Origin of the sequence: Robbsia andropogonis (assembly GCF_000970345.1) — a bacterium.
GTDB lineage: Bacteria > Pseudomonadota > Gammaproteobacteria > Burkholderiales > Burkholderiaceae > Robbsia > Robbsia andropogonis.
This window is the reverse complement of record NZ_LAQU01000021.1, coordinates 43365-64972: the sequence shown is the minus strand read 5'-3', so window position 1 is coordinate 64972 and position 21608 is coordinate 43365. Positions and strand designations below refer to the sequence as shown.

General features: G+C 60.4%; 18 protein-coding genes. 12 read left to right on the top strand and 6 right to left on the bottom strand.

Annotated features, from left to right (window positions below; genetic code table 11):
* Positions 1–11 precede the first annotated feature (11 nt).
* Positions 12–713, top strand: coding sequence for an ABC transporter ATP-binding protein (locus WM40_RS17960; RefSeq protein WP_036011531.1), 702 nt, complete (start codon positions 12–14; stop codon positions 711–713).
* 198 nt (positions 714–911) lie between these two features.
* The gene (locus WM40_RS17955) at positions 912–2078 is read left to right on the top strand and encodes an ABC transporter substrate-binding protein (protein WP_036011513.1); all 1167 of its coding nucleotides are present in this window, start codon (positions 912–914) and stop codon (positions 2076–2078) included.
* A 16-nt stretch (positions 2079–2094) separates the two neighbouring features.
* Here WM40_RS17955 and WM40_RS17950 read toward each other — a convergent pair whose 3' ends face one another.
* Entirely contained in the window at positions 2095–3129 is a 1035-nt protein-coding gene (locus tag WM40_RS17950) for a 2,5-dihydroxypyridine 5,6-dioxygenase (protein ID WP_024904583.1), read from the bottom strand.
* Between the two features lie 184 nt (positions 3130–3313).
* Here WM40_RS17950 and WM40_RS17945 point away from each other — a divergent pair, with 184 nt between their 5' ends.
* The 7 genes from WM40_RS17945 (at position 3314) to WM40_RS17915 (ending at position 12097) form a co-directional block, all read left to right on the top strand.
* The gene (locus tag WM40_RS17945; RefSeq protein WP_046153561.1) at positions 3314–4459 is read left to right on the top strand and encodes an FAD-dependent monooxygenase; all 1146 of its coding nucleotides are present in this window, start codon (positions 3314–3316) and stop codon (positions 4457–4459) included.
* A complete protein-coding gene (locus WM40_RS17940; RefSeq protein WP_024904582.1) occupies positions 4452–4979 on the top strand; it encodes a (2Fe-2S)-binding protein in 528 nt (175 codons plus the stop codon). The genes WM40_RS17945 and WM40_RS17940 overlap by 8 nt, the downstream gene beginning before the upstream one ends.
* On the top strand, positions 4976–7744 hold the full coding sequence (locus WM40_RS17935; protein WP_082102915.1) for a cytochrome c: 2769 nt from the start codon (positions 4976–4978) through the stop codon (positions 7742–7744). Before WM40_RS17940 ends, WM40_RS17935 begins: the two co-directional genes overlap by 4 nt.
* Positions 7745–7775: 31 nt before the next feature.
* Positions 7776–8279: a MarR family winged helix-turn-helix transcriptional regulator gene (locus WM40_RS17930; protein ID WP_390174018.1), complete on the top strand. Its 504-nt coding sequence runs from the start codon at positions 7776–7778 to the stop codon at positions 8277–8279.
* A gap of 100 nt (positions 8280–8379) precedes the next feature.
* Positions 8380–10353: a hydantoinase/carbamoylase family amidase gene (locus tag WM40_RS17925; protein WP_046153576.1), complete on the top strand. Its 1974-nt coding sequence runs from the start codon at positions 8380–8382 to the stop codon at positions 10351–10353.
* A gap of 49 nt (positions 10354–10402) precedes the next feature.
* Positions 10403–11626: an FAD-dependent monooxygenase gene (locus WM40_RS17920; protein ID WP_046153575.1), complete on the top strand. Its 1224-nt coding sequence runs from the start codon at positions 10403–10405 to the stop codon at positions 11624–11626.
* Positions 11627–11659: 33 nt separating this feature from the next.
* Positions 11660–12097 (top strand): DUF3830 family protein, encoded by a 438-nt coding sequence (locus WM40_RS17915; protein ID WP_024904577.1) that lies wholly within the window; start codon positions 11660–11662, stop codon positions 12095–12097.
* A gap of 145 nt (positions 12098–12242) precedes the next feature.
* Here the strand turns inward: WM40_RS17915 and pcaG are convergent, their stop codons facing one another.
* A complete protein-coding gene (gene pcaG, locus WM40_RS17910) occupies positions 12243–12884 on the bottom strand; it encodes a protocatechuate 3,4-dioxygenase subunit alpha (protein WP_024904576.1) in 642 nt (213 codons plus the stop codon).
* 6 nt (positions 12885–12890) lie between these two features.
* On the bottom strand, positions 12891–13592 hold the full coding sequence (gene pcaH, locus WM40_RS17905) for a protocatechuate 3,4-dioxygenase subunit beta (RefSeq protein ID WP_024904575.1): 702 nt from the start codon (positions 13590–13592) through the stop codon (positions 12891–12893).
* Between the two features lie 229 nt (positions 13593–13821).
* Between pcaH and WM40_RS17900 the strand changes: the two genes are divergently transcribed.
* From WM40_RS17900 to pcaDC, 3 genes are all read left to right on the top strand, one after another.
* A complete protein-coding gene (locus WM40_RS17900) occupies positions 13822–14748 on the top strand; it encodes a LysR substrate-binding domain-containing protein (protein ID WP_024904574.1) in 927 nt (308 codons plus the stop codon).
* Between the two features lie 333 nt (positions 14749–15081).
* Positions 15082–16473: a 3-carboxy-cis,cis-muconate cycloisomerase gene (locus WM40_RS17895; protein WP_046153560.1), complete on the top strand. Its 1392-nt coding sequence runs from the start codon at positions 15082–15084 to the stop codon at positions 16471–16473.
* Positions 16474–16510: 37 nt separating this feature from the next.
* Complete coding sequence (gene pcaDC / locus WM40_RS17890) at positions 16511–17728, top strand: bifunctional 3-oxoadipate enol-lactonase/4-carboxymuconolactone decarboxylase PcaDC (RefSeq protein WP_046153559.1); 1218 nt, start codon at positions 16511–16513, stop codon at positions 17726–17728.
* Positions 17729–17739: 11 nt separating this feature from the next.
* Here the strand turns inward: pcaDC and WM40_RS17885 are convergent, their stop codons facing one another.
* The 3 genes from WM40_RS17885 to WM40_RS17875 all read right to left on the bottom strand — a co-directional run bounded on the left by WM40_RS17885 (position 17740) and on the right by WM40_RS17875 (position 21553).
* Positions 17740–19359, bottom strand: a complete 1620-nt coding sequence (locus WM40_RS17885) for a DHA2 family efflux MFS transporter permease subunit (protein WP_046153558.1) — start codon at positions 19357–19359, stop codon at positions 17740–17742.
* Positions 19360–19728: 369 nt separating this feature from the next.
* Complete coding sequence (locus WM40_RS17880; protein ID WP_024904570.1) at positions 19729–19932, bottom strand: cold-shock protein; 204 nt, start codon at positions 19930–19932, stop codon at positions 19729–19731.
* 640 nt (positions 19933–20572) lie between these two features.
* Positions 20573–21553, bottom strand: a complete 981-nt coding sequence (locus WM40_RS17875) for a threo-3-hydroxy-L-aspartate ammonia-lyase (protein ID WP_036011482.1) — start codon at positions 21551–21553, stop codon at positions 20573–20575.
* Positions 21554–21608: the final 55 nt, after the last annotated feature.

The following is a 21608-nucleotide window of genomic DNA, read 5'->3' as shown; positions in this document are numbered from 1 at the left end:
CAACGAGCCCAATGCTACGTGTGCGCAACCTGAATGCCGCGTATGGCCGTGCGCAGGTGCTTTACGATATCTCGCTTGAAGTGAGGCGAGGCGAGGTGGTTGCGCTGATGGGGCGCAACGGCGCTGGTAAATCGACGACAATGAAAGCGCTGATGGGAATGTTACCCACGCGCACCGGTGATATCACGTTCCGCGGGCAATCGATCAATGACTGGGCACCGTACAGAATCGCGCGACTCGGCATGGGCTTCGTGCCGGAAGACCGGCGCGTGTTCGGGGATTTATCGGTGCTGGACAATCTGGATATGGGCAGGCAGCCACGTCGCGCCGATGCCCCGTACTGGACCCCGGAGAAACTGTTCGCGTTGTTTCCGAACTTGGGTGAGATGCCGCACCGTCCTGGCAGCCGCATGAGCGGTGGGGAACAGCAAATGCTGACGGTGTCCCGCACGTTGATGGGCAATCCTTATCTGGTATTGCTGGACGAACCATCGGAGGGCGTGGCGCCGGTGATTGTCGAGCAGATGGCGAATATGATCCTCGAATTAAAGCGCGAGGGTTTATCGATCTTGTTGTCGGAGCAGAACATGCACTTTGCCGAGCTGGTCAGCGATCGTGCCTATGTGTTGGAAAAGGGGCAAGTGCGCTTCAGCGGGAGTATCGATGCACTTGCACAGGATGAAGCGGTGCAGCGCGCTTACCTGAGTGTTTGAAAAGCTAAACGGCCGTTATTACAGGCAGAGTGCCCGGATCGGGGCACGCGCGGGGCAGGAGTATTCGTCTTTTTCTTGGAGAAGCCATTGATGAACAAGGGTTCGGGGGTGGGGCGCGGGGGGGTATGGGGGATAGGGAAGAAGGACGGTGTATGCGTTCCCCTGTTTCGTAAATCGACAGCAGGTATCGCGGTGACCATGGGAATGTTGCTCATGGTGCCGGTATGCGCTTACGCGCAGACCATCAAAATTGGCGAGATCAATAGCTATAAGGCGCAGCCGGCGTTCCTGGTTCCGTACAAGAATGGCTGGAACATGGCGCTTGACGAGATCAACGCCGCAGGTGGCGTGAACGGTCGGAAGCTGGAAGTGATCTCACGAGACGACAACGGCAACCCTGGTGATACGATTCGGGTTGCGCAGGAACTGGTTGCTGGAGAGCAGGTGAAGATGTTGTTTGGCGGCTTCCTGTCGAACACCGGACTTGCGCTTGCGGACTACGCGAAACAACGGAAGATATTCACATTGGAAGCCGAGCCGTTGACGGATAAGATCGTCTGGCAGAATGGCAACAAATACACTTATCGCCTGCGTCCTTCGACGTATATGCAAGTGGCGATGCTCATGCCCGAGGCAATCAAGCTTCATAAGAAAAGGTGGGCGGTGGTGTATCCGAACTACGAGTTCGGGCAATCGGCCGTTGCCACGTTCAAGAAGTTGCTTAAGGCGGCGCAGCCGGATGTCGAATTTGTTGCGGATCAGGCTACGCCGCTCGGCAAGTTGGATGCGGGTGCCGTGACACAGGCACTCGCCGACGCAAAACCGGATGCGATCTTCAACGTGGAATTTGCCGCCGATCTGGGTAAGTTCGTTCGAGAGGGAAATACACGCGGGCTCTTCAAGGACCGCGCGGTGGTCTCGCTGCTGACTGGAGAGCCCGAGTATCTCGATCCATTAGGGGCCGAGGCACCGGTCGGGTGGACGGTGACGGGTTGGCCATGGTATTCGATCACGACGCCGGAACATAAGCAGTTTGTCGCAGCGTATCAGGCCAAATATCACGACTATCCGCGTTTGGGCTCGGTCGTCGGCTACCTGGCATTAAAGTCGCTGGCGGCAGGTATTGCAAAGGCAAAGTCGACGGATTCCGATGCGCTGTCGGCCGCGTTCCAGAACCTGACGGTGCCGTCTCCGCTAGGGCCGATTACGTATCGGGCGCAGGACCATCAATCGACAATGGGCGCCTATGTCGGTACCACGGCGCTGAAGGATGGCAAGGGCGTCATGGTTGACTACCATTACGTCAACGGTGCCAGCGTTCAACCATCAGATGAGGAGGTGAAGACCCTTCGCCCCGCGGATTGACGGCCGGACGCACGCGCTACCTTCCCACCACGCGCCCGTTCCGCACCACGGCCACGTCGTCCAACGAAACGTCGCAATGCCGCAATGGAATATCGATGTGGCAAGCCGTGGTGCGCTTGCCGCCGGCCTCGTTATTCGGGCCGAGTGAAAACAAGAAGTTTCCTTCAAAGGCGCGGGCATCCATGCCGATTGTCGCCTCGCGGTCGTAGAGACCGAGCGTCGACCACTTTGCGCGCGGTTGCAGGCCCCATCCGATGTGTGAAATCGCATATCCCTCTGGGTCGTTGAACGACGCCATATAGTCCTTCAGCAAATCCGCATCAAGGCCCCCGGTGATATGCGTCGCATATCCATGCTCCACCGTCAATTCGATCCGGTCGCTGACGTATTTCTTCTGTGGCAGCAAGATGTCGCCACGATCGATGACGATGCGGCCACTCGCCTTCCCTTCGTTCGGGAAGGTCAGGACGAAGCCGCTTGGCCAGTGATCCCAGCGTCCCGGTTCATCGACAAATCCATATTCGGTGATCACCGGAAATTCACCCAACGGACAAATGAGCGACGTTCCAGCCGGCGATGTCACGCGCATTTCCCGCGCGGCGCGGATCCGTTCCGCCGCGGCACATACGCGTTCGCGGTCTTCCAGCGTTGGTACCATCCGCGCCAGTATTTCCGGCGGTTCTACTGCGAGGAGGATCTTCGTACCTGTTTTCAAGATATCCAACTGCTCGGGAGAAAAGAGCAGCGTCATCAGGTCGAGCACGAGATCACTGGCCGTCAATGCCGCAATGGCCGCATGGTTGCCGGTGAGCGGTGTTTCGCCCAGGAAAGACAGCGCGTCGCGGCTCAATGCTTTCTCGCCATTCACAGGCAGCAGATCGAGACGATTGACAATGGCCCCCATGGACTGGGCGGCGATCAAGGCGGTTTGCAAGGTTTGCGGATGCGTTGCCGCACCGGTCAAGACCGTGACCGTCTGGCCTGCTTCGAGTTTCGACAGGGTCAACACCTGCTTCCAGGCATCAATCATCGCAAAGTCAGATATCGGCATGCACTTCTCCCAGGTACCCGTTTGAATCGGTGAATATAGTGTACACACCAAAATGCGGCGCGCAATATGCGGTTTTTTTGAGAGGCTTTACCCAGAAAAATACGATGTGTACACTCAATCTACAGCGCGCCATCCGACGCGCGTTTCCACCGATATTCCGCTTGCCGCAACAAGGAGAGGAACGATGAGCAAGGCTGGTCAACCACGTATTGCGGTCATTGGTGCGGGTTTGGGGGGCTGCGCGGCGGCAGCGCTTCTGGAGCAGGCGGGTTATCACGTACGGGTCTACGAACAGGCGCCGATGTTCTCGCGCCTGGGTGCCGGTATCCACGTGGGGCCAAACGTGATGAAGATCCTGCGTCGTATCGGGATCGAGGATGAAATGAACATCATGGGTTCGCATCCCGATTTCTGGTACAGCCGTGATTGGCAGTCCGGTGAAGCGATTTCGCGGATCCCGCTGGGCGATTTTGCCGTTCGAGAGTATGGCGCGTGTTATCTGACGGTGCATCGTGGTGATTTCCATGCACTGCTGACGCAAAAACTGGCGGCGGGCACGATCGCCTTCGATAAGCGGTTGGTCGACATCGCGGACCACGGCGACGGCGTCCGGATGACATTCTCGGACGGCTCGACCGAGACTGCGGACTTGGCGATCGGCGCGGACGGTGTCGATTCGAAACTGCGCGAGCACTTGCTCGGCCCCGAGCCACCGCGTTACACCGGCTGGGTTGCACACCGCGCGGTGTATCCGGCGCACTTGTTGGGCAAGCATGCCGCCAATGTCGATCTATGCGTGAAGTGGTGGTCAGAGGACCGTCATATGATGGTCTATTACGTGACCAGCGCGAAGGACGAGATTTACTACGTGACAGGTGTGCCGCATCCGGAATGGCCGGCTGGTGTTTCGATGCTGCCGAGTAGTCGTGAGGAAATGCGCACGGCTTTCGAGGGATATCATCCCACCGTCCAGGCGCTGATCGATGCCACGCCGGAAGTAAAGAAATGGCCATTGCTCGAACGCGATCCGCTCCCTTTGTGGAGCCGAGGCCGTATCGTTCTGTTAGGTGATGCGTGTCATCCGATGAAACCGCATATGGCGCAAGGCGCCGCCATGGCCATCGAAGACGCGGCAATGCTCGTACGCTGTCTCGGCGAGACCGGCGTCGGCGATTACGAAACTGCGTTCAGGCTCTACGAGGCGAATCGTGCGGAGCGGGCATCGAAGGTTCAGCTTGTATCGCATAACAACACATGGCTGCGAACGAACGAAGATCCGGCCTGGGTGTTCGGCTATGACGTGTTCGAGGCACCGCTGCGCGATGCGTGAGCCACCGCGCTGGCCGCGTGCGGAGGTACTGTGCTTGCAGGTGAACGGCGCGGTTCGCGACGTTGAGGTCGCGCCGGAAACGCCGTTGCTGTACATATTGCGGAACGATTTTTTACTGAACGGTCCGAAGTACGGTTGTGGCCTAGGGCAGTGTGGTGCGTGTACGGTGCTCCTGGACGGGGCGGCCGTACGGAGCTGCGTGCTGCCGGTGAAAGCAGCGGTGGGCCGTGCGGTGACGACATTGGAGGGGCTGTCGGACGCGATCGATGGCCGCGTCGCCGGTCCCGCTTCGATGCATCCGGTGCAGCGGGCTTTCATCGAAGAGCAGGCCGCGCAATGCGGCTATTGTTTGAATGGCATGATCTGTAGCACCGTCTCGCTGCTGACGTGTTCGCCTGATGCCAACGACGAGGATATCCGGCGTGCGCTGCGTTTCAATCTGTGCCGCTGCGGGTGTCATGTAGAAGTGTTGCGCGCGGTCAAGCGTGCGGCCATCTACATGAAGCAGGTGCCGCAATGACAGAGGCCCCCTTGAGCGGCGCGCCACATGCACGGATCGATCCTGTGAAAGTACGCCGCGTTGAGGCACGAGCACACTATCGCTGGCGTGGTGACGGCGCATCGACGGTCGCTCTGGATGCTTCCGCGGCCATTGCTTGCGAGGATGGCGTCTTACCGGACGAGGGGCAGGACGGTGTCGGCTATCGATTGATCGATGTCGCGATCGGCGCCGCCGGCGCGCCATCTGATCTTGCCGACGCGGGGTGGCATTTCGCGCATGAAAGCCTGATCGACGAACTGCGCGAGGCCGTCGCCCAAGCCGGTACGCCGGTAACGCCCACGGGGCCGGCAAGTCGTGCGGTGGCCGATCGCGACGGCCGCGATGCGCGGGACCGCAGCATGCCGGGCCCTGCGACGAGCGATCCGATTGCATGGCGGGGTGCGTTACTCGATCCGGTGGAGGAGGCTGGCGGCAAGGTTTTGTTACGCGCGCTTGCGGAACGATCAGGCCCGGCGAACGCATCGATGGATGGTCGGGGTACGCGTGATGCTGCCGGCTATGTGGTCGGTCGCGGCGTGGGTTACGCGACGTTGCGCAATGACGTGGCAGGGGTGGACGGGGCAGTCGATCGCTCTATCCGATCTGAGGTTGACGACCATGCGGCGCCATCGTATGTGGCATGGATCGTGGACCTTGCCTTCGATTCGCGCACTGGAGACATGCAACTACGGAGGGTGGTCGCCGGTCGTGCAAAGGGTACCCCGCCGGCGCATGGCGCCGACGGCACGTTTCGCATCGAGGGTTTCACCGAGGCCTTGGTGTCCCAGGCATTGCGCGGGCTGGTGAATTCGATGGGCAGGTCCGTGCCGCTATTGTCCGTGCCATTCGATGAGTCCATAGGCAGCACACCATGGATCAGGACCGCGATGTCGGCAGGGGGCGTGCGTGCTTTGCATCCCCATTCGTCAACCAGATCCGCCGTCACCCTTTCCGGGCCGGCAGCCTTGCTTGACGATGCCACGCCATGCAACGGCGGCGGGACGCCGGCTTGGCAGCGCATTGCGTCCGGTCTGGCCGCGGCGGCGGTCGCCAATGCGGTATTTGCCGTGACGGGTCGACGCCAACGGTCGATGCCGGCGGCATTCAGTGATTTGGACGTGGCGGTCAGAGCGCAGACTGCGGCACCGCAGCCGGAGGATGCTGTTCACGCGCGCGCTCCTTTGCAACATGCGGCCACACACTCGGTCGACACGCAGGCGTCGCGTGATATCGGCGTGATGGCACGGGCCGATCGTCGATGGATAGGGGGATTGCTGGCCACCGCTGGTGCCATGGTCGTCGGGGCGCTGTCTTGGCAAGCGCTGGTGTCGGACGGTGCGCTGCGTCTGCTCGGTCCGCTGCGACCGTTTCGTAGCGAGATCGCGCGCGTGGCGCCGCCGCCGCTCGATACCTGGAGTGCCGCGACGATCGAACGGGGCAGACGTCTCGCCGCGGCGGCGGATTGCGCGGTATGCCACACGGCTGAAGGTGCCGTGACGAACACCGGGGGACGGCCGTTCGATACGCCTTTCGGGGTCGTCTATTCCACCAACTTGACGCCCGATGTAAAGGATGGCATTGGCGGCTGGTCTTTCGTGGCTTTCGAGCGTGCGCTGCGCGAGGGCATTTCGCGCGACGGGCGGCATCTTTATCCCGTCTTTCCGTACACGGCATTCAATAAGATCACCGATGCCGACATGATGGCGCTCTATGCGTTTCTGATGACGCGCCCGGCCGAGCGCACGCCAGCGGAATTGGCGGGACGCCATACCGTTCTTGGTTTTCCCTGGCGGGTGAGACCGTTGCTGGCCGCCTGGAATACGCTTTATCTCAATAACAAGCCGTTTCTTCCTGATCCGTCCCGAGGCGCCGAATGGTCGCGGGGCGCCTACCTGGTCGAGGCCCTGGGACATTGCGGCGCGTGCCATACACCACGTAACGCCCTGGGCGCCGAACGCAGCGGCCCGGGCGGCAAGGCGTATCTCAGCGGGGGTGACGCCGACGGTTGGCGGGCACCGGCGTTGATCGGCAGAGGCGATGCGCCAAAAGCGTGGACGGAGTCGGCGTTGTTCGACTATCTCCGCGTGGGGTTTTCACCGGAACATGGAGTGGCGGCCGGGCCGATGGCACCCGTGGTGCGTAATCTGAATACGCTGCCGGATGCCGATATCCGGGCCATCGCGCATTACATCGCATCGTGGCGGGACGATAGTAAGCCGAGCAGGGCGACGATCGATCCATCCACCACATCGGCGCCGATACGCCGACAGGCGGGGACGATCGTCGCATCGTCACCTATGGCGTCGGAGGCGGCGGTGGAACGATCAGCGACAACGACGCTGGCGACGCCCACCGATAGGGTTCGACCCTCGCGCACCATGGTGTCGCACGCTGCGTTGCAATCCGGAAAGCGTGTTTTCGAGGCCGCGTGCGCCGTCTGCCACGTGCCGCAAACGGGGGTCGGTCATTTCGGCGTACGTCCCGAAATGCATTTGAACAGCAGTATCCAAGCAGATAGTCCCGATAACCTGCTACGCGTGATTCTCGCGGGTATAGACGTGCCGGCCACACCGGAGCTGGGTTTCATGCCCGGCTTCGCGGATGCCTATGACGACACGCAGATTGCCGCGCTTGCCGGCTATCTCCGGGCGGAACATGCGCCAACGCGGGGCGCCTGGACGGACCTGCGTGCCGCTTCCGCGCGCGTACGTGCCGCGTTGATTCACGAACACGCAACGCGGTAGATCCACCACGTCGATCGACTACAATCGCGCCATGCAGACCGAATCCTCTCCCCGCTCCCTTTTTCCGTCCGATGCAGAACCGGATCGCCCCGATGCCAAGATGCCGGCGGACTACGACGTGCAGCAGCAGATCGGCCATCTGTTACGCAAGGCCTATCAACGTCACCTCGCGATCTTCAGTCAAAACATCGCAGATCCACAACTCACCGCCGTGCAATTCGCGGTGCTGAGCGCCAGCCGGCGCATGGGGCCGTCATCGATGAGCGACTTGGGGAAGGCGACGGCGATCGACGCGGCGACCGCACGCGGCATCATCGAGCGACTGCGCGCCCGTGGCCTTATCGCGCTGCGTACCGATGCGTCGGACCGGCGCAAGACTGTCGTCGAACTGACCGAGGCCGGCGTGCAACGGGTGGCCGAGGCAACGCCATCGGCCGCGCGCATCAGCGAACTGACAATGGCCGAACTGACTGCGGTGGAGCGAGTGGCGGTGCTGTTCCTGCTGAGAAAACTCGCCGGGGGCGATGCGGGCTGATGTTCCGCACCCCTGGGCGCGCGTTTTCAGCAACACCAATGCAGTGAGCCTGACGCCAGGGCCGCGCTTGAGCGATAATGCGGCGCAGCGGGGGAAGGCCATGATGAAGCGAAAAATCACGATCGAACAGTTGAATGCGGAGGACGACGACGGGTTCCTCGTCGCATTGCAAGGGTTGTACGCCCACAATGAATGGGTCATTCGTCGCATCTCTGTGGCGCGCCCGTTTGTCAGTGCGCCTGCGTTGCTGCACGCATTGTGGCGCTGCGTGTCGACCGCCACCGAGGACGAGCAGTTGACCGTGATTCGGGCACACGCGGACCTTGCGGACGGGGCGGCGACGCTGGATGACGATTGGACCGTGCCCGCCACGGCCGCGAGATCGACTGTCCATGATGGAAATCCGGATGTGCCAGGAGACGCTTCCGCCGCTGCGAAAGCGCGGCGCGAGGCGTTGGCCGCGGAAAAGCGGGCCTATCACAAGCGATTCGGTTTTCCGTTCGTCCTGGCCGTGGAAGGTCATGACAGCCGTGCTGCTTCCGGGTGGTCTGACGGCGCGGGGCAAGGATCACGGGACGCGGAATGGACCGCCGGCATATCGTTTGACTCGGTACTCGCGACGCTGCGGCGACGGATGCGTGCGCAACGTCGCGATGAACTTGCGGAGGCCGTCCGCCAGGTCAATCGCATCGCCGAATTGCGGCTGAACCACTTGCTTGGCCGTCAGGCGTTTCATGGCCGGGAGGTCATGCGCTGGTGCGAATTGCTGGCCGAGCATAGCGAGGACCGCCCCGGCGACGGAGCGGATGGCACTCCGGTACTTACCTGTACCTACCTGACTCCGACGCATCGCGCCTGTGCCGTCTTGATCATGGGGTGGATGCTGCAAGCCGGCATGCAAGCGCATGTCGATGTATTTGGCAACGTCATCGGCCGATATCGGTCGTCGGTGGCGGGGGCGCGCACGCTTATCACGGGCTCGCATTACGATACGGTACGCAATGGCGGCAAGTATGACGGTCGCGTGGGCATCCTGTTGCCGATATCGCTGATCGCCGAAATGCATCGGCGCGGCGAACAATTCCCGTTTCATATCGATGTGATCGCGTTCGCCGAAGAGGAAGGCGTCCGTTTCAAGACGTCGTTTCTCGGCAGTAGCGCGCTGACCGGCAATATCGACGATACGGTGCTTGCGCGCGCGGACGAAACCGGTCAGACGCTGCGTGATGTCATCGTCACGCACGCGGCGCAACTTGCCGAGGCGGGGCGGCCGAACGGTCGCGTTATCGATGATCCCGCTACGTTGTTGCATCTGGCGCTACGTGAAGCGAAGCGAGATCCGGCCACCCTAGTGGCGTTCCTGGAAGTGCATATCGAACAGGGACCCGTACTGTTCACCGAGCAATTGCCGGTAGGCGTGGTAACGGCGATATCTGGTAGCAAGCGCTATTTGGTACACCTGACCGGCGTGGCCGGACATGCCGGTGCCATGCCGATGGATTTGCGGCGTGACGCCGCTGCCGCGGCAGCGGAAATCACCCTGTATGTAGAGCAGCGCTGTAGCGGTGTGCCGACGTTGGTCGGGACGGTGGGACGGTTGGAGGTGCCGAACGGGTCGGTCAATGTGGTGCCGGGCCGCTGTTTGTTGTCGGTCGATATCCGCGCGGGAGACGACGTGGTGCGCGATGCCGCAGTGTCGGATGTCATGACACGGATACAGGCAATTTGCAATCGCCGTGGTGTGCTTGTGGAGACGGAACTGATATTGGCATCGGACACGGTGCCGTGCGCGGCGGGGTTGCAGTCCCGGTTTGGCCGGGCATTGGATCGACTGGGCGTGCCTGTGCGTTACCTGCCGTCGGGGGCGGGGCACGATGCGGTGGAAATGAGCCGCATCGCGGATGTCGGGATGTTATTTGTTCGTTGCGGTAACGGCGGTATCAGCCATAATCCACTGGAGACCGTGTCAGCCGAGGATCTCGATCTTGCGGGCGAAGCGTTTCGGGACACGGTGGATGGCCTGGCTGCCGAGGAATGGCGGAGTGTGGCGGAGCTGGATCGCATTCGAACCTGATCCGTCGCGTTGTTTTCGAGACGTTGCATTGATCGTGAGAGATGCCGCAATGGATACGAACAAACCACTCGATATCATTATCGCGGGAGCGGGCATCGCCGGGTTGAGCGCGGCGCTCGCATTACGCCGCGCAGGTCACTTGGTTCGTGTTTTCGAGCGCACCCGTGCGCTGCAGCCGATTGGAGCCGCCATCTCCGTCTGGCCGAACGGTGTGAAGGTGCTGCGCGCGCTCGGCTTGGGCGTCGGCATGGACGTCGCGGCAGGCACGATGAACACGATGAGCTATCGCGATCAGGGGGGGCATCTGATGACGCGTTTCGCGCTGCGGCCTCTCTACGAATCGGTACACGAGCGCGCCAAACCTATTGCGCGTACCGCGCTGCAGCGACTATTGCTCGAAGCGGTGGATCCGGCGCATGTGGTGCTTGGGGCGGCATGCGTCGGCTATTCGCAGGACGCCGATGGTGTGACCGTGACGCTGGACGACGGGGAAATGCACCGCGCGGACGTGTTCGTGGTGGCGGACGGCAATCGGTCCGGATTGCGCGACCAGGTGGCTGGCGTGCCGGTCCCGCGACGCTATCGGGGGTACGTCAATTGGAATGGGCGCATTCCAGTGTCGCGTGACCTGGCGGAGCCCGATGCGTGGGAGCAATTTGTTGGGGAAGGCAAGCGGGTGTCATTGATGCCGATGGGAACCGGAGGTCACCCTGGAGGACGCGGGGGGGCAATCGGCGAGTTTTACTTCTTTTTCGATGTACCCATGACGGAAGCCGAGGCGGACATGCCGGCGGAGACGGATCCGGAGCAACATCGTCGCGCGTTGGAAATGCATTTCGCGGGTTGGGCGCCGCAGGTGAAGCGTTTGATAGAGCGGCTCGACCCCGAGACGATTGCGCGGGTGGCGATTTATGATACGGACCCGGTTCCCCGGATGAACGACGGTCGCGTGGTCATGATCGGCGATGCGGCGCATGCGATGGCACCGGACCTCGGCCAGGGCGGTTGCCTCGCAATGGAGGATGCGTGGCTGCTGGCGCGAGCGTTGGACGCGGGACGGCACGATGACTTGCCGGAGGCATTGCAGATATTTGCGCAAGCACGCTTGCCGCGCGTCAGGCAGGTGATTGAGCGCGCCCGCGCCCGCGCCGCATTGCTTCACGGGAGCGACGCGACCGCGACACAAGCCTGGTACGATGAGTTGCGTACGGAAAGCGGCGAAGGCATCATTGCCGGGTTGCATAAAACAGCGGTGTCCGGCCCGTTTGGCTAGGCCCGCGCTCGATACGAACACCACACCACTACCATGACCCGAATCAAGATCACCTCTGGCGACGACGTATTCATTGCTGAAACCCACCCCGATGCACCGCATACGGTCAAGGCCTTCCTATCGTTGCTACCGTACGAACAAAAGCTGATCCATGTCCGGTGGAGCGGCGAGGGTTGCTGGGTACCGCTGGGTGATTGGAAACTGGAACTCGACGGACAGCCCGTGGGTTTCGAGAATCACACGAGCCATCCGTCCGTCGGCGACGTGTTGTTCTATCCGGGCGGCTATAGCGAGACCGAAATCATTCTTGCATATGGTTCCTGCTGCTTTGCCAGCAAGCTAGGGCAACTGGCCGGCAATCACTTCCTGACCATCGTCGAAGGCAAGGAGAAGCTGCGTGACCTGGGCGTGCGCACGCTATGGGAAGGTGCTCAGCCAGTTCGCTTCGAATTGGCGAACGCCGACGAATAAGGCGGTGCCCCACGCGCCGACGCGAGTCGTCCGGGGGTCTTGAATAAAAGGAAAGGGGCCGGGACGCATGATCCCGGCCTCTTTCCTTTCATCATGCTATCTCTCGCCACGATAGGCCATGAGCGAGATAACCGACGTTGTCGCGTTACAGGTCGAAAAACACGGTTTCCCCATCGCCTTGCATGCGGACATCGAATCGATAGGTCTTCTTGCCGGAAATCGGTTCGCGCTTGGCGATCAGTGTCGCACGGCGTTCGGCGGGCACCGTGCTCAACACCGGGTCATTGCTGTTCGCGGCCGCTTCGTCATCGAAGTAGATGCGCGTGAACGCATGCACCAGCAGACCGCGCATCAGCACGATGACATTGATGTGCGGCGCGTCTCCCGCGACGGCAACGCCTGGCTTCAACGTGTCGATCGTATAACGTGCCTTCGGGTCCGTTCCGGTACCAACGCGACCGAAGCCGCTGAAGCCGGTTTCAGCGGCTTCCTGCGGCGTGCCGATATATCGACCTTCGCTATTCGGTTGCAGAAATTCCAGCAGGGCATCAGCGATGGGCACCCCGTTCGCATCGAACACCTGTCCCGTGATCGTGATGTGTTCGCCCTTTGCCTCAGGCTGGGCGATGACGGGCGTGAACAGGCTTTCGAAGCCATAGTTATACTGCGTCGGCGTCAAGCCATAGGCAAAATACGGACCGACAGTCTGCGACGGTGTCTGCTTGAGCGGATGATCCGACGTCGTGCTGTGCTTGGCCGAGGTGGCGTTTTGTGTGGTTGTGGTCATGTCGGCTTACTCCATCGGCGTTTGTTGCGGACCGCGCAGGACGATATCGAATTGATATGCCAGGGCGAAGTCGGGCTCCGTCGTATCCAGATCGAAGCGTGCGACCAGCCGGTCGCGATAGGCTTCCGGCGTACCTTGATAGATAGGATCGAATGCAAACAGCGGATCCCCCGGAAAATACATCTGGGTCACCAGCCGCGAGGCAAAGTAATCGCCGAACAATGAAAAATGGATATGCTGCGGGCGCCACGCATTCGGATGGTTGCCCCACGGGTACGCGCCCGGCTTGATCGTCATGAAACGGTAGCGTCCATCGTTGTCGGTCATGCATCGCCCGGCGCCGAGGAAATTCGGATCGAGCGGTGCACCGTGCTGATCCACTTTGTGCACGTAGCGTCCGGCGGCGTTCGCTTGCCAGACTTCGACCAAGGTGTTGCGGACTGGTTGGCCGCCTTCGTCCAGCACACGTCCCGTGACAATGATGCGTTCGCCGAGAGGCTCACCGTTACGGGCCGCGTTGCGCGTCAAGTCGTGATCGAGCGCACCAAGCCGTTCAGCGCCATAGACCGGCGCACGCAGGTCACGCAGTTTCGCAGGGAGCGGAATCAACCCGTGGCTCGGCGCGCGCAGTGCGGTTGAGCGATAAGGGGGCGTGGAATACGCGGGCTGCGTTTCCCAATCGCGTGGGGTGATCAATACCGTGGACATGTCATGTCTCCTATTATTGGGGGCGCGTCGTGTATCCGAGCAGCGGAACGGTGCCGCTTATTGCGGGGTTTTTAATCGGCGCTGCAATGTCGACACTGTATGCTTAACTGATTCGCATGCAAAATGGTGTTTTTTCAGGGTTATCCAAACCGGCGGTTTCAGGGTGTTAACCCTTATATCGCAACCTATTCCCTTTAAAGCCACCCTGTTTCAAGTCGAAGCCGTTTTCATGAATACGCTCAATCGTATCAAGTTGCGTCATCTCCAATGTTTCCTGGCCGTCTTGCAACAGGGCAGCCTGCAGAAGGCCGCCGATGCCTTGTCGATCAGCCAACCCGCGGCCTCGAAGACTTTGACGGAGTTGGAAGACGCGCTGGGGGTATCGCTGTTTGCCCGCGGCCGTAACGGCGCGACCCCGACGCCGACGGCCATGGTCTTTCAACGACACGCCGCCGCCTGCATGATCAGTCTTCAGGATGGCGTGCATGCGGCGATGCATGCAGCGGATCTCGGTCCCGAACGCCTCCGGGTGGGTGTTTTGCCCACACTCGTCAGTGACTGGGTGAGTGACGCGATTTGTCGTTTCGGCGAAGCCTGGCCGCATGTCACGTTGTCACTGACTACCGGCACCAATCGCATGCTGTTGGACAGTATGCGCGACGCGGAGCTCGATATGGCGCTGGGGCGTATTGCTGATCCGGCGGCCATGGCCGGGCTCAATTTCGAATTCCTGCGCAGCGAGCCGCTGTGCGCGTGCGTGTCCCCGACGCATCCATTGCTATCGGAAGGCCGTATCACGGCCACGCTATTGCAGCGCCATCCGTTGATATTGCCGCCAGCGGGCACGTTGATAAGGGAAGCGGCCAATCGCATCCTCGCAACGCTGCAGGATGGCGCCGCGCTGGCCAATGGGCCGAATATCGAGACAGTATCGGTTTCGGTAGGTCGCCAGCTGACTCGCGAGCATCATTTTGTCTGGTTTGTGCCCCATAGTGCGGTGAGACTAGATGTGACACGGGGTGTGCTCGCCACCCTTCCGATTTCCACCGCCGGCTCCGAAGAGCCTGTCGGGATGATCTTGCCAGTGGATCGTCAAGCTCCCGCTGCATTGCTGGGCTGGCTGAGCTGCCTGCGCGACGCTGCTAAATTAAGATAGCGCGAATGGGTAGTGCAGTGTGTTTCGGCATGCCGGATGCAAGCGTTCCGGTCGGAACGGCGAGCATCTGGCCAGAAAAGCGGACCGATGACGCACCTCGCTGGCGTTGCGGTACGTTTGCTTGATCCACCGATGCATTTCATGCGATTGCCCGACATCGGGCTGTGCCAAGAGGCGGTGCCTATGGTTTACCCGTGAAACGGGAAAAATCACGGTGATTCTTCTCCTTGCACGATTGCGTCCGTTGACAACGGTCTTGGCGGACCCCTACTATAAAAAACTTGTTCGCTTAAAGAATATACGTTCGCTGTTCGAACATACACGAGTTTATTCATGCATCCGATATCCGAGACTCCGCATTCCGGTAAGGCAAAAGCCAGCGGGCGCCTGACCGACACGCTTTACGGTGGCCGGGCGCTGCTGCCGATCTGGGATGTCGAAGCCACGCTACAACGCATGCTTGATGTGGAAGCGGCGTTGACGCGGGCCAGCGCGGAAGTCGGTGTCGTGCCACGATCGGCGGTAGAGCCGATTGCCGCCGCGTGTCGTGTCGAGAACTTCGACATACCCGCACTGCTGGATGCCAGCGCGACGGCCGGTAACACAGCCATTCCCTTGGTCAAACAGTTGACAGCGGTGGTCAAGGTCCGCGACGCGGATGCTTCGCGCTTCGTGCATTGGGGCGCGACGAGCCAGGACATCATCGATACGGCGACCGTCCTGCAGGCACTGGAAAGCTGTGACGTGATCGACGCCGCGTTGCAGCGCCTCAGCCACCAGCTCGCGACGCTGGCACGCGCCCATCGTGACACGCCGCAAGTCGGGCGAACGTGGCTGCAGCAGGCACTACCGATCACATTGGGGCTGAAGTTCGCGCAAGCGCTCGATGCGATGTTGCGCCATCGCGCCCGGCTCGCAAGCGCTCGCGAGCAAGTGCGCGTGTTGCAGTTCGGGGGGGCCGCGGGGACGTTGGCCAGTCTTGGGGCGCTTGCGCAGCCGGTGCTCGTCACCTTGGCGCGGATGCTTGATCTGCGGGTGCCGGATGTGTCCTGGCATACTCAGCGCGATCGCTTGGCCGAGTTGGCATGCGGCTGGGGCATGCTGACAGGGAGTCTAGGCAAACTTGCCAATGACGTCGCCTTGCAGATGCAAACCGAGATAGGTGAATTGGCGGAGCCTGCCGGCGCGGGCAAAGGCGGTTCGTCGACGATGCCCCATAAGCGCAATCCTGTCGGCTGCGCTGCGGTGCTGACCGCGGCGCACCGGGTGCCGCCGCTGGTGGCTACGATGCTGGGTGGCATGGTGCAGCAACACGAGCGGGCCTTGGGGGGATGGCAAGCCGAGTGGGACGCGCTCCCCGACATCGCACGGCTGACCAGCGGCGCGCTGGATGCGACAAACGCGATGCTTGATGGGTTGAATGTGGATACGGCGCGGCTGTCGGCGAATCTGGAGCTGACCCGCGGTTTGATTCTCGGCGAGGCGGTAATGCTGGCGTTGGGCGAGCGCCTGGGCCGAATGGAAGCGCATCATCTCGTGGAAGCCGCTTCAAAAGCGGCGGTAGCGCAAAAGCGGCCACTGCGTGATCTGCTACAGGAGCAGCCGGAAGTCCGCGCACAATTGTCCGAGTCGCAACTTGCGCGGTTGCTGGACCCGGCGCACTACACGGGCCAGGCCGGCGCGTTCGTCGATGCCGTGCTCGCCCGATTTGACGCTGCAAACTGATACACCAACATTCGCATATTCTGACTGGAGACAATCGATGGAGCCAAACGCGACGGATCGCGCGACACCTCAGGTGCAAGACCAATGGGCGGACGTCAATGGTGTGCGCCTGCGCTATCGTGTCGAAGGACCCGACGGTGCGCCGTGGTTGACGTTCTCTAATTCATTGGGAACGGACTTGACGATGTGGTGGTCACAAGCCGATGTGCTATCGCGTTATTTCCGCGTGCTGCGCTATGACACGCGGGGACACGGCCAGTCGAGCGCGCCGCAGGGCCCCTATACGATCGAGCAATTACGCGACGACGTCATCGCGCTATGGGATCATCTCGGCGTGACGCGTAGCCATTTTTGCGGTATCTCGATGGGAGGGTTGACCGGGCTTGCGTTGGCGATCCATCATCCGGATCGCCTGGACCGACTGGTATTGAGCAACACCGCGGCGAAGGTCGGCACGGACGCATCCTGGCAAACGCGTGTCGATACGGTGCGGGAAAAGACGCTGGCGGGGTTTGCCGATACGATCCTGTCGCGATGGTTCACGGAAGGGTTTCAGGCCGCGCATCCTGAAGCATTGACACCGTTGCGTGCCGTCCTGAAGTCCACGTCGCAGGACGGCTATTGCGCGAACTGCGGCGCGCTGGCGAGCGCAGATCTGCGTGAGCAGGCGGCCTTGGTCAAGACACCTACGCTCGTCATCGCCGGCACCTATGATTTATCGACCAGTGCCGAGCAGGGCCGTTGGCTGCATGCGCAGATAGCAGGCGCGCGGTACAAGGAGCTGGCAACCGGCCATATTGCCAATATCGAGCAAGCCTCTAACTATACGCAAGTGCTGCTGGACTTTCTCGATCGTGGCGCCTTGCAGGAAAAGACCCGCTACCAAATGGGACTGGCGGTACGCCGTGAAGTCCTTGGTTCGGCGCACGTCGATCGATCGCTTACGCATCTCACACCGTTCAACGAGGAATTCCAGGATCTGATCACCCGCTACGCATGGGGCGGCATCTGGACCCGCGACGGCTTGCCGCGGCATACCCGCAGTCTGTTGACCATTGGGTTGATGATCGCGTTGAACCGGGGCGAGGAGTTGGCGCTACATCTGCGTGCCGCGCGCAACAACGGCGTGTCGCGCGAGGAGGTCAAGGAGGTGTTATTGCAGTGCGCGATTTATTGCGGCGTCCCTGCTGCAAACTCGGCCTTCCATTTGGCCGAAAAGATCTGGCAGGAGCAGGACCAGCAGGCCAACGACTGAAATCGGGCCAGTTAGTGCGCACCAGCCGCGGTATCCGTGCTGGCCGCGCTGCCTGAACGGTAACGCTTGGTGATCCAGATAAGCGGAATGATCGCCAGGAAGATGATGGCCGAGATGAAGAAAATATCGTTCAAGCCCATCATCGCGGCCTGCGCCGTCAGATTGAGATCGAATAAACCCCGTGCTTGTGCTTCGTTGATATGTAGCAGTTGCTGCGACTGTTGCAACGATTGCTGGAATGTCGGGTTATAGATGTTCGCCTGTTCGGTAAGCCGCTCATGATGGAGGGCGATACGATTGTTCCACTCATTGCCTGCGAGCGACGTGCCCACCGCACCGCAGAAGACCCGCACGAAATTCGACAGGCCTGCTGCCGCTGGAATGCGGCTTGGCGGTAAGCCGCTCAACGCGATCGAGGTCAACGGGACAAAGAACATCGCCATTGGGATACCCTGCAACAAGGTGGGCAAGACGAGATGGAACGTATCCACCTCCAGCACGTAGTTCGCGCGCATGAAGAAACAGATCGCGAACCCGACGAACGCCGCCGTCGCAATGATCCGGGCGTCCATTTTAGGTAGCACCTTGCCGATGATAGGGGACATGATCAAAGCAAAAATCCCCAAGGGCGCGGTCACCAGTCCGGCGTCCACCGATCGATAATTGAGGTACTGCTGCATCCATTGCGGCAGTAACACGAGATTACCGAAGAACACGCCATACGCAACACCCACAGCCGCGGTGCCGCCAAAGAAGTTTCGACCGCGGAAGAGCCGCAGGTCCACTACGGGATTCTTTTCTGTCAGCTCCCATACAACGAAGAACGCAAACCCAATCACCGCGCAGATAGCCAAAATGCGGATCACGGGGGAGGCGAACCAATCGAGGTCCCGGCCTTTGTCGAGCATGATCTGCAAGGATGCGACCCAGGTGATCAACAATGCCAGACCTATCAGGTCAATAGGGACTTTGCGCGTGGGCGTATCGCGTTTCCGGTACAGCATCCACGTTACACCCGCCGAGAAGATGCCGACGGGGATATTGATATAGAAAATCCAGGACCAGCTATAGCTGTCCGTAATCCAGCCGCCCAATGACGGTCCCGCAATAGGGCCTACCACCGCGGTCATTCCCCATAGCGCAAGCGCCATGGACGATTTCTCCTTGGGATAGGAGCTGAGTAGGATTGATTGCGACATCGGGATCAGCGGTCCGGCGACGGCCCCCTGCAAGATACGCGCCGCCAACAGGACGGGCAGGTTCGGCGCCAGACCGCATAGCCAGGAGGAGATCACGAACAGCACGATCGAGCCGACGAAGAGCTTGACCTGTCCAAGCCGTTGCGTGAGAAAGCCCGTCAAAGGAATAGAGACGGCATTGGCGGCGGCGAATACCGTGACTACCCACGTACCTTCGTCCACGGAAACACCGAGATTGCCGGAAATGGTCGGAATGGCGACGTTCGCAATCGATGAATCGAGCACGTTCATGAACGTTGCCAACGCGACCGCGAGGGTGGCCAAAATAAGCTTGCCACCGGTAAACGGGGCAGGCGCGGCAGGTGTCTGGGCACTGGCATGCGAAGGCGAACCGACGCTTGTCGAGGGAGATGTGGGAGGAGATACGCTCATGAATGTCGATCGGCCACGGAACGGCGTAAGTGTGACAGCTTTGGCGCATTGCTGCTTGGCACCAGCAGGCTAACGTCCCAGAAGAACAGAGAGATGCAGCGAGGCGGGTATGACAGGATGGTGAAAGCGGTGGGAGATTTGAAGGGTGACGCGAGGGTAAGGTGCTTTCGCGGTAATGAGTGCGCTCATGCGGGAGCCATGATGAGCGGTACCAACGGATGACGCACTGCAGCAGCGGTGCCACCCCTCACCCATCGGACCCTGAAGGCGTTACTCGGCGGCGAGTCGTAACGGTAAACCGCAAGCAACTCGCAGGAAGGTGTCCACCACAAGCGGACCTTCAGGGCGGGCTGTCCGGACGTATCGGGTTCAGATCGCCTGGATGTTCGACGCTTGCTTGCCCTTCGGGCCTTGCTTCACGTCGAAGCTGACCTTCTGGTTTTCCTGCAACGACTTGAAGCCGTCAGCACGGATTTCCGAGAAGTGCGCGAACAGATCTTCGCCACCATCGTCAGGCGTAATGAAGCCGAAACCCTTCGCGTCGTTGAACCACTTAACAATACCGGTTGCCATGTTTCATCCAAGTTGTGCATTGAGACGGACAGCGCGGAACAATCGATATGGAAAGCGCGCCGCCACAAAATGAGTACTGCGTGTGTATTGTTGGCAAATGTCTTTGAGACGTCAATAAGAAAATGCGACGAACCATGACACGTGTAGTTGGCCTAGCGGTATCAACGGTACGAATCTCGTAGGACGATTCGTACAATCATTCCGTTGTTGTCACGTAAATCAATGAATAAATTGAGATAAATATCTTTAAAGATTTTGTCTCCAGCGAATGGTGGGGACATATCATTTTTTCCGAAATGCAAAGATCGGTGAGGGATTTGTTAATTTTTTTGGGAATCGAGGACTGAACCATGACGCGAGACGGTTTGCGGAAACAAATCTCCAGCGCATGTGGCTTTTAAGAACGATACGGCAAGACTTGAAATAGTGTCCTGATGATGACGACTGTCAAAAAAACGGTGAATGGCGAATAACAGCGCGAGTGGTAATGTCGTCTGGATGCAATTTCTGGTAAGTCTGTTCGCCCTGACGCCTCCAGGATGCGTCCAATGCACGGTAAGAAAAGATTGGCGCCGGACGGCATGCATCTGCTTTTCGTCGGCGTGTTGGGGTGTTGGTGACTTTAAAAGCGGCGCAAGTATTATTGTGCGAGAAGCGCGCAGTAGCGCTGCATGTCCACGTTGCCGCCACTAAGGATGATGCCTACGCGCTTGCCGGCCCATTGCGCTTTCGCGGCAAGGGCGGCCGCATAACCCAGGCAACCCGTCGGTTCGACGATCAGCTTCATATAACTGCCGATCTCCCTCATGGCCGCCACCAATTGTGCGTCGCTGGCCGTGAGCACGTCATCGACGTTTTGACGTACCAACGCGAACGTGTACTGGCCCAGATGCTGAGTTTGGGCACCATCGGCAATTGTTTTCGGTGTATCGATATGAACGATCCGGCCGGAGCGAAATGATTGTTGGCCATCATTGCCGGCTTCCGGTTCCACGCCGAACACCTTGCATTGTGGTGCGAGCGCCCGGGCCGCAAGCGCGCTGCCGGACAGCAGGCCGCCGCCGCCCATGCAGACGAACAAGGCGTCCAGTGGGCCGACGTCTTCAAATAACTCTTTGGCGGCTGTTCCCTGCCCGGCAATGACGTCTGGATGATCGTAGGGCGGAATCAGCGTGAGGTTGCGGGCGGACGCCAGGGCGCGACCGATGGCTTCCCGGTCTTCGGTATAGCGATCGTAGAAAACGACCTCCGCGCCATAGCCTTTCGTCGCCGCCACCTTCACTTCAGGAGCATCCTCCGGCATGACGATCGTCGCGGGAATGCCAAGCAACTTCGCCGACAGTGCGATTGCTTGCGCATGATTGCCTGAGGAGAAGGCGATCACGCCGGCACGGCGTTGTGCGTCGTTGAATCGGGACAGGGCATTGAAGGCGCCGCGGAATTTGAAGGCCCCGATCCGCTGTAGGTTTTCACATTTGAAAAACAAGTGCATGCCTGATCCCTCGTCCAGGATACGTGACGTCATGACCGGCGTGCGATGCGCATGGCCGGTAATACGGTTGCTTGCGGCGACCACGTCGTCATAGGTCGGGAGGGTGATGGAAGCGGGGGAGTCGGGCATGATGGGCGTCATCGGCAAGTGGGTCGGATTGCCGATTGTAGACGAGTCACATCGT

Coding starts and splice junctions, on each gene's coding strand:
- WM40_RS17960 (WP_036011531.1), top strand. CDS start 12: ATGCTACGTGTGCGCAACCTGAATGCCGCGTATGGCCGTGCGCAGGTG.
- WM40_RS17955 (WP_036011513.1), top strand. CDS start 912: ATGGGAATGTTGCTCATGGTGCCGGTATGCGCTTACGCGCAGACCATC.
- WM40_RS17950 (WP_024904583.1), bottom strand. CDS start 3,129: ATGCCGATATCTGACTTTGCGATGATTGATGCCTGGAAGCAGGTGTTG.
- WM40_RS17945 (WP_046153561.1), top strand. CDS start 3,314: ATGAGCAAGGCTGGTCAACCACGTATTGCGGTCATTGGTGCGGGTTTG.
- WM40_RS17940 (WP_024904582.1), top strand. CDS start 4,452: ATGCGTGAGCCACCGCGCTGGCCGCGTGCGGAGGTACTGTGCTTGCAG.
- WM40_RS17935 (WP_082102915.1), top strand. CDS start 4,976: ATGACAGAGGCCCCCTTGAGCGGCGCGCCACATGCACGGATCGATCCT.
- WM40_RS17930 (WP_390174018.1), top strand. CDS start 7,776: ATGCAGACCGAATCCTCTCCCCGCTCCCTTTTTCCGTCCGATGCAGAA.
- WM40_RS17925 (WP_046153576.1), top strand. CDS start 8,380: ATGATGAAGCGAAAAATCACGATCGAACAGTTGAATGCGGAGGACGAC.
- WM40_RS17920 (WP_046153575.1), top strand. CDS start 10,403: ATGGATACGAACAAACCACTCGATATCATTATCGCGGGAGCGGGCATC.
- WM40_RS17915 (WP_024904577.1), top strand. CDS start 11,660: ATGACCCGAATCAAGATCACCTCTGGCGACGACGTATTCATTGCTGAA.
- pcaG (WP_024904576.1), bottom strand. CDS start 12,884: ATGACCACAACCACACAAAACGCCACCTCGGCCAAGCACAGCACGACG.
- pcaH (WP_024904575.1), bottom strand. CDS start 13,592: ATGTCCACGGTATTGATCACCCCACGCGATTGGGAAACGCAGCCCGCG.
- WM40_RS17900 (WP_024904574.1), top strand. CDS start 13,822: ATGAATACGCTCAATCGTATCAAGTTGCGTCATCTCCAATGTTTCCTG.
- WM40_RS17895 (WP_046153560.1), top strand. CDS start 15,082: ATGCATCCGATATCCGAGACTCCGCATTCCGGTAAGGCAAAAGCCAGC.
- pcaDC (WP_046153559.1), top strand. CDS start 16,511: ATGGAGCCAAACGCGACGGATCGCGCGACACCTCAGGTGCAAGACCAA.
- WM40_RS17885 (WP_046153558.1), bottom strand. CDS start 19,359: ATGAGCGTATCTCCTCCCACATCTCCCTCGACAAGCGTCGGTTCGCCT.
- WM40_RS17880 (WP_024904570.1), bottom strand. CDS start 19,932: ATGGCAACCGGTATTGTTAAGTGGTTCAACGACGCGAAGGGTTTCGGC.
- WM40_RS17875 (WP_036011482.1), bottom strand. CDS start 21,553: ATGCCCGACTCCCCCGCTTCCATCACCCTCCCGACCTATGACGACGTG.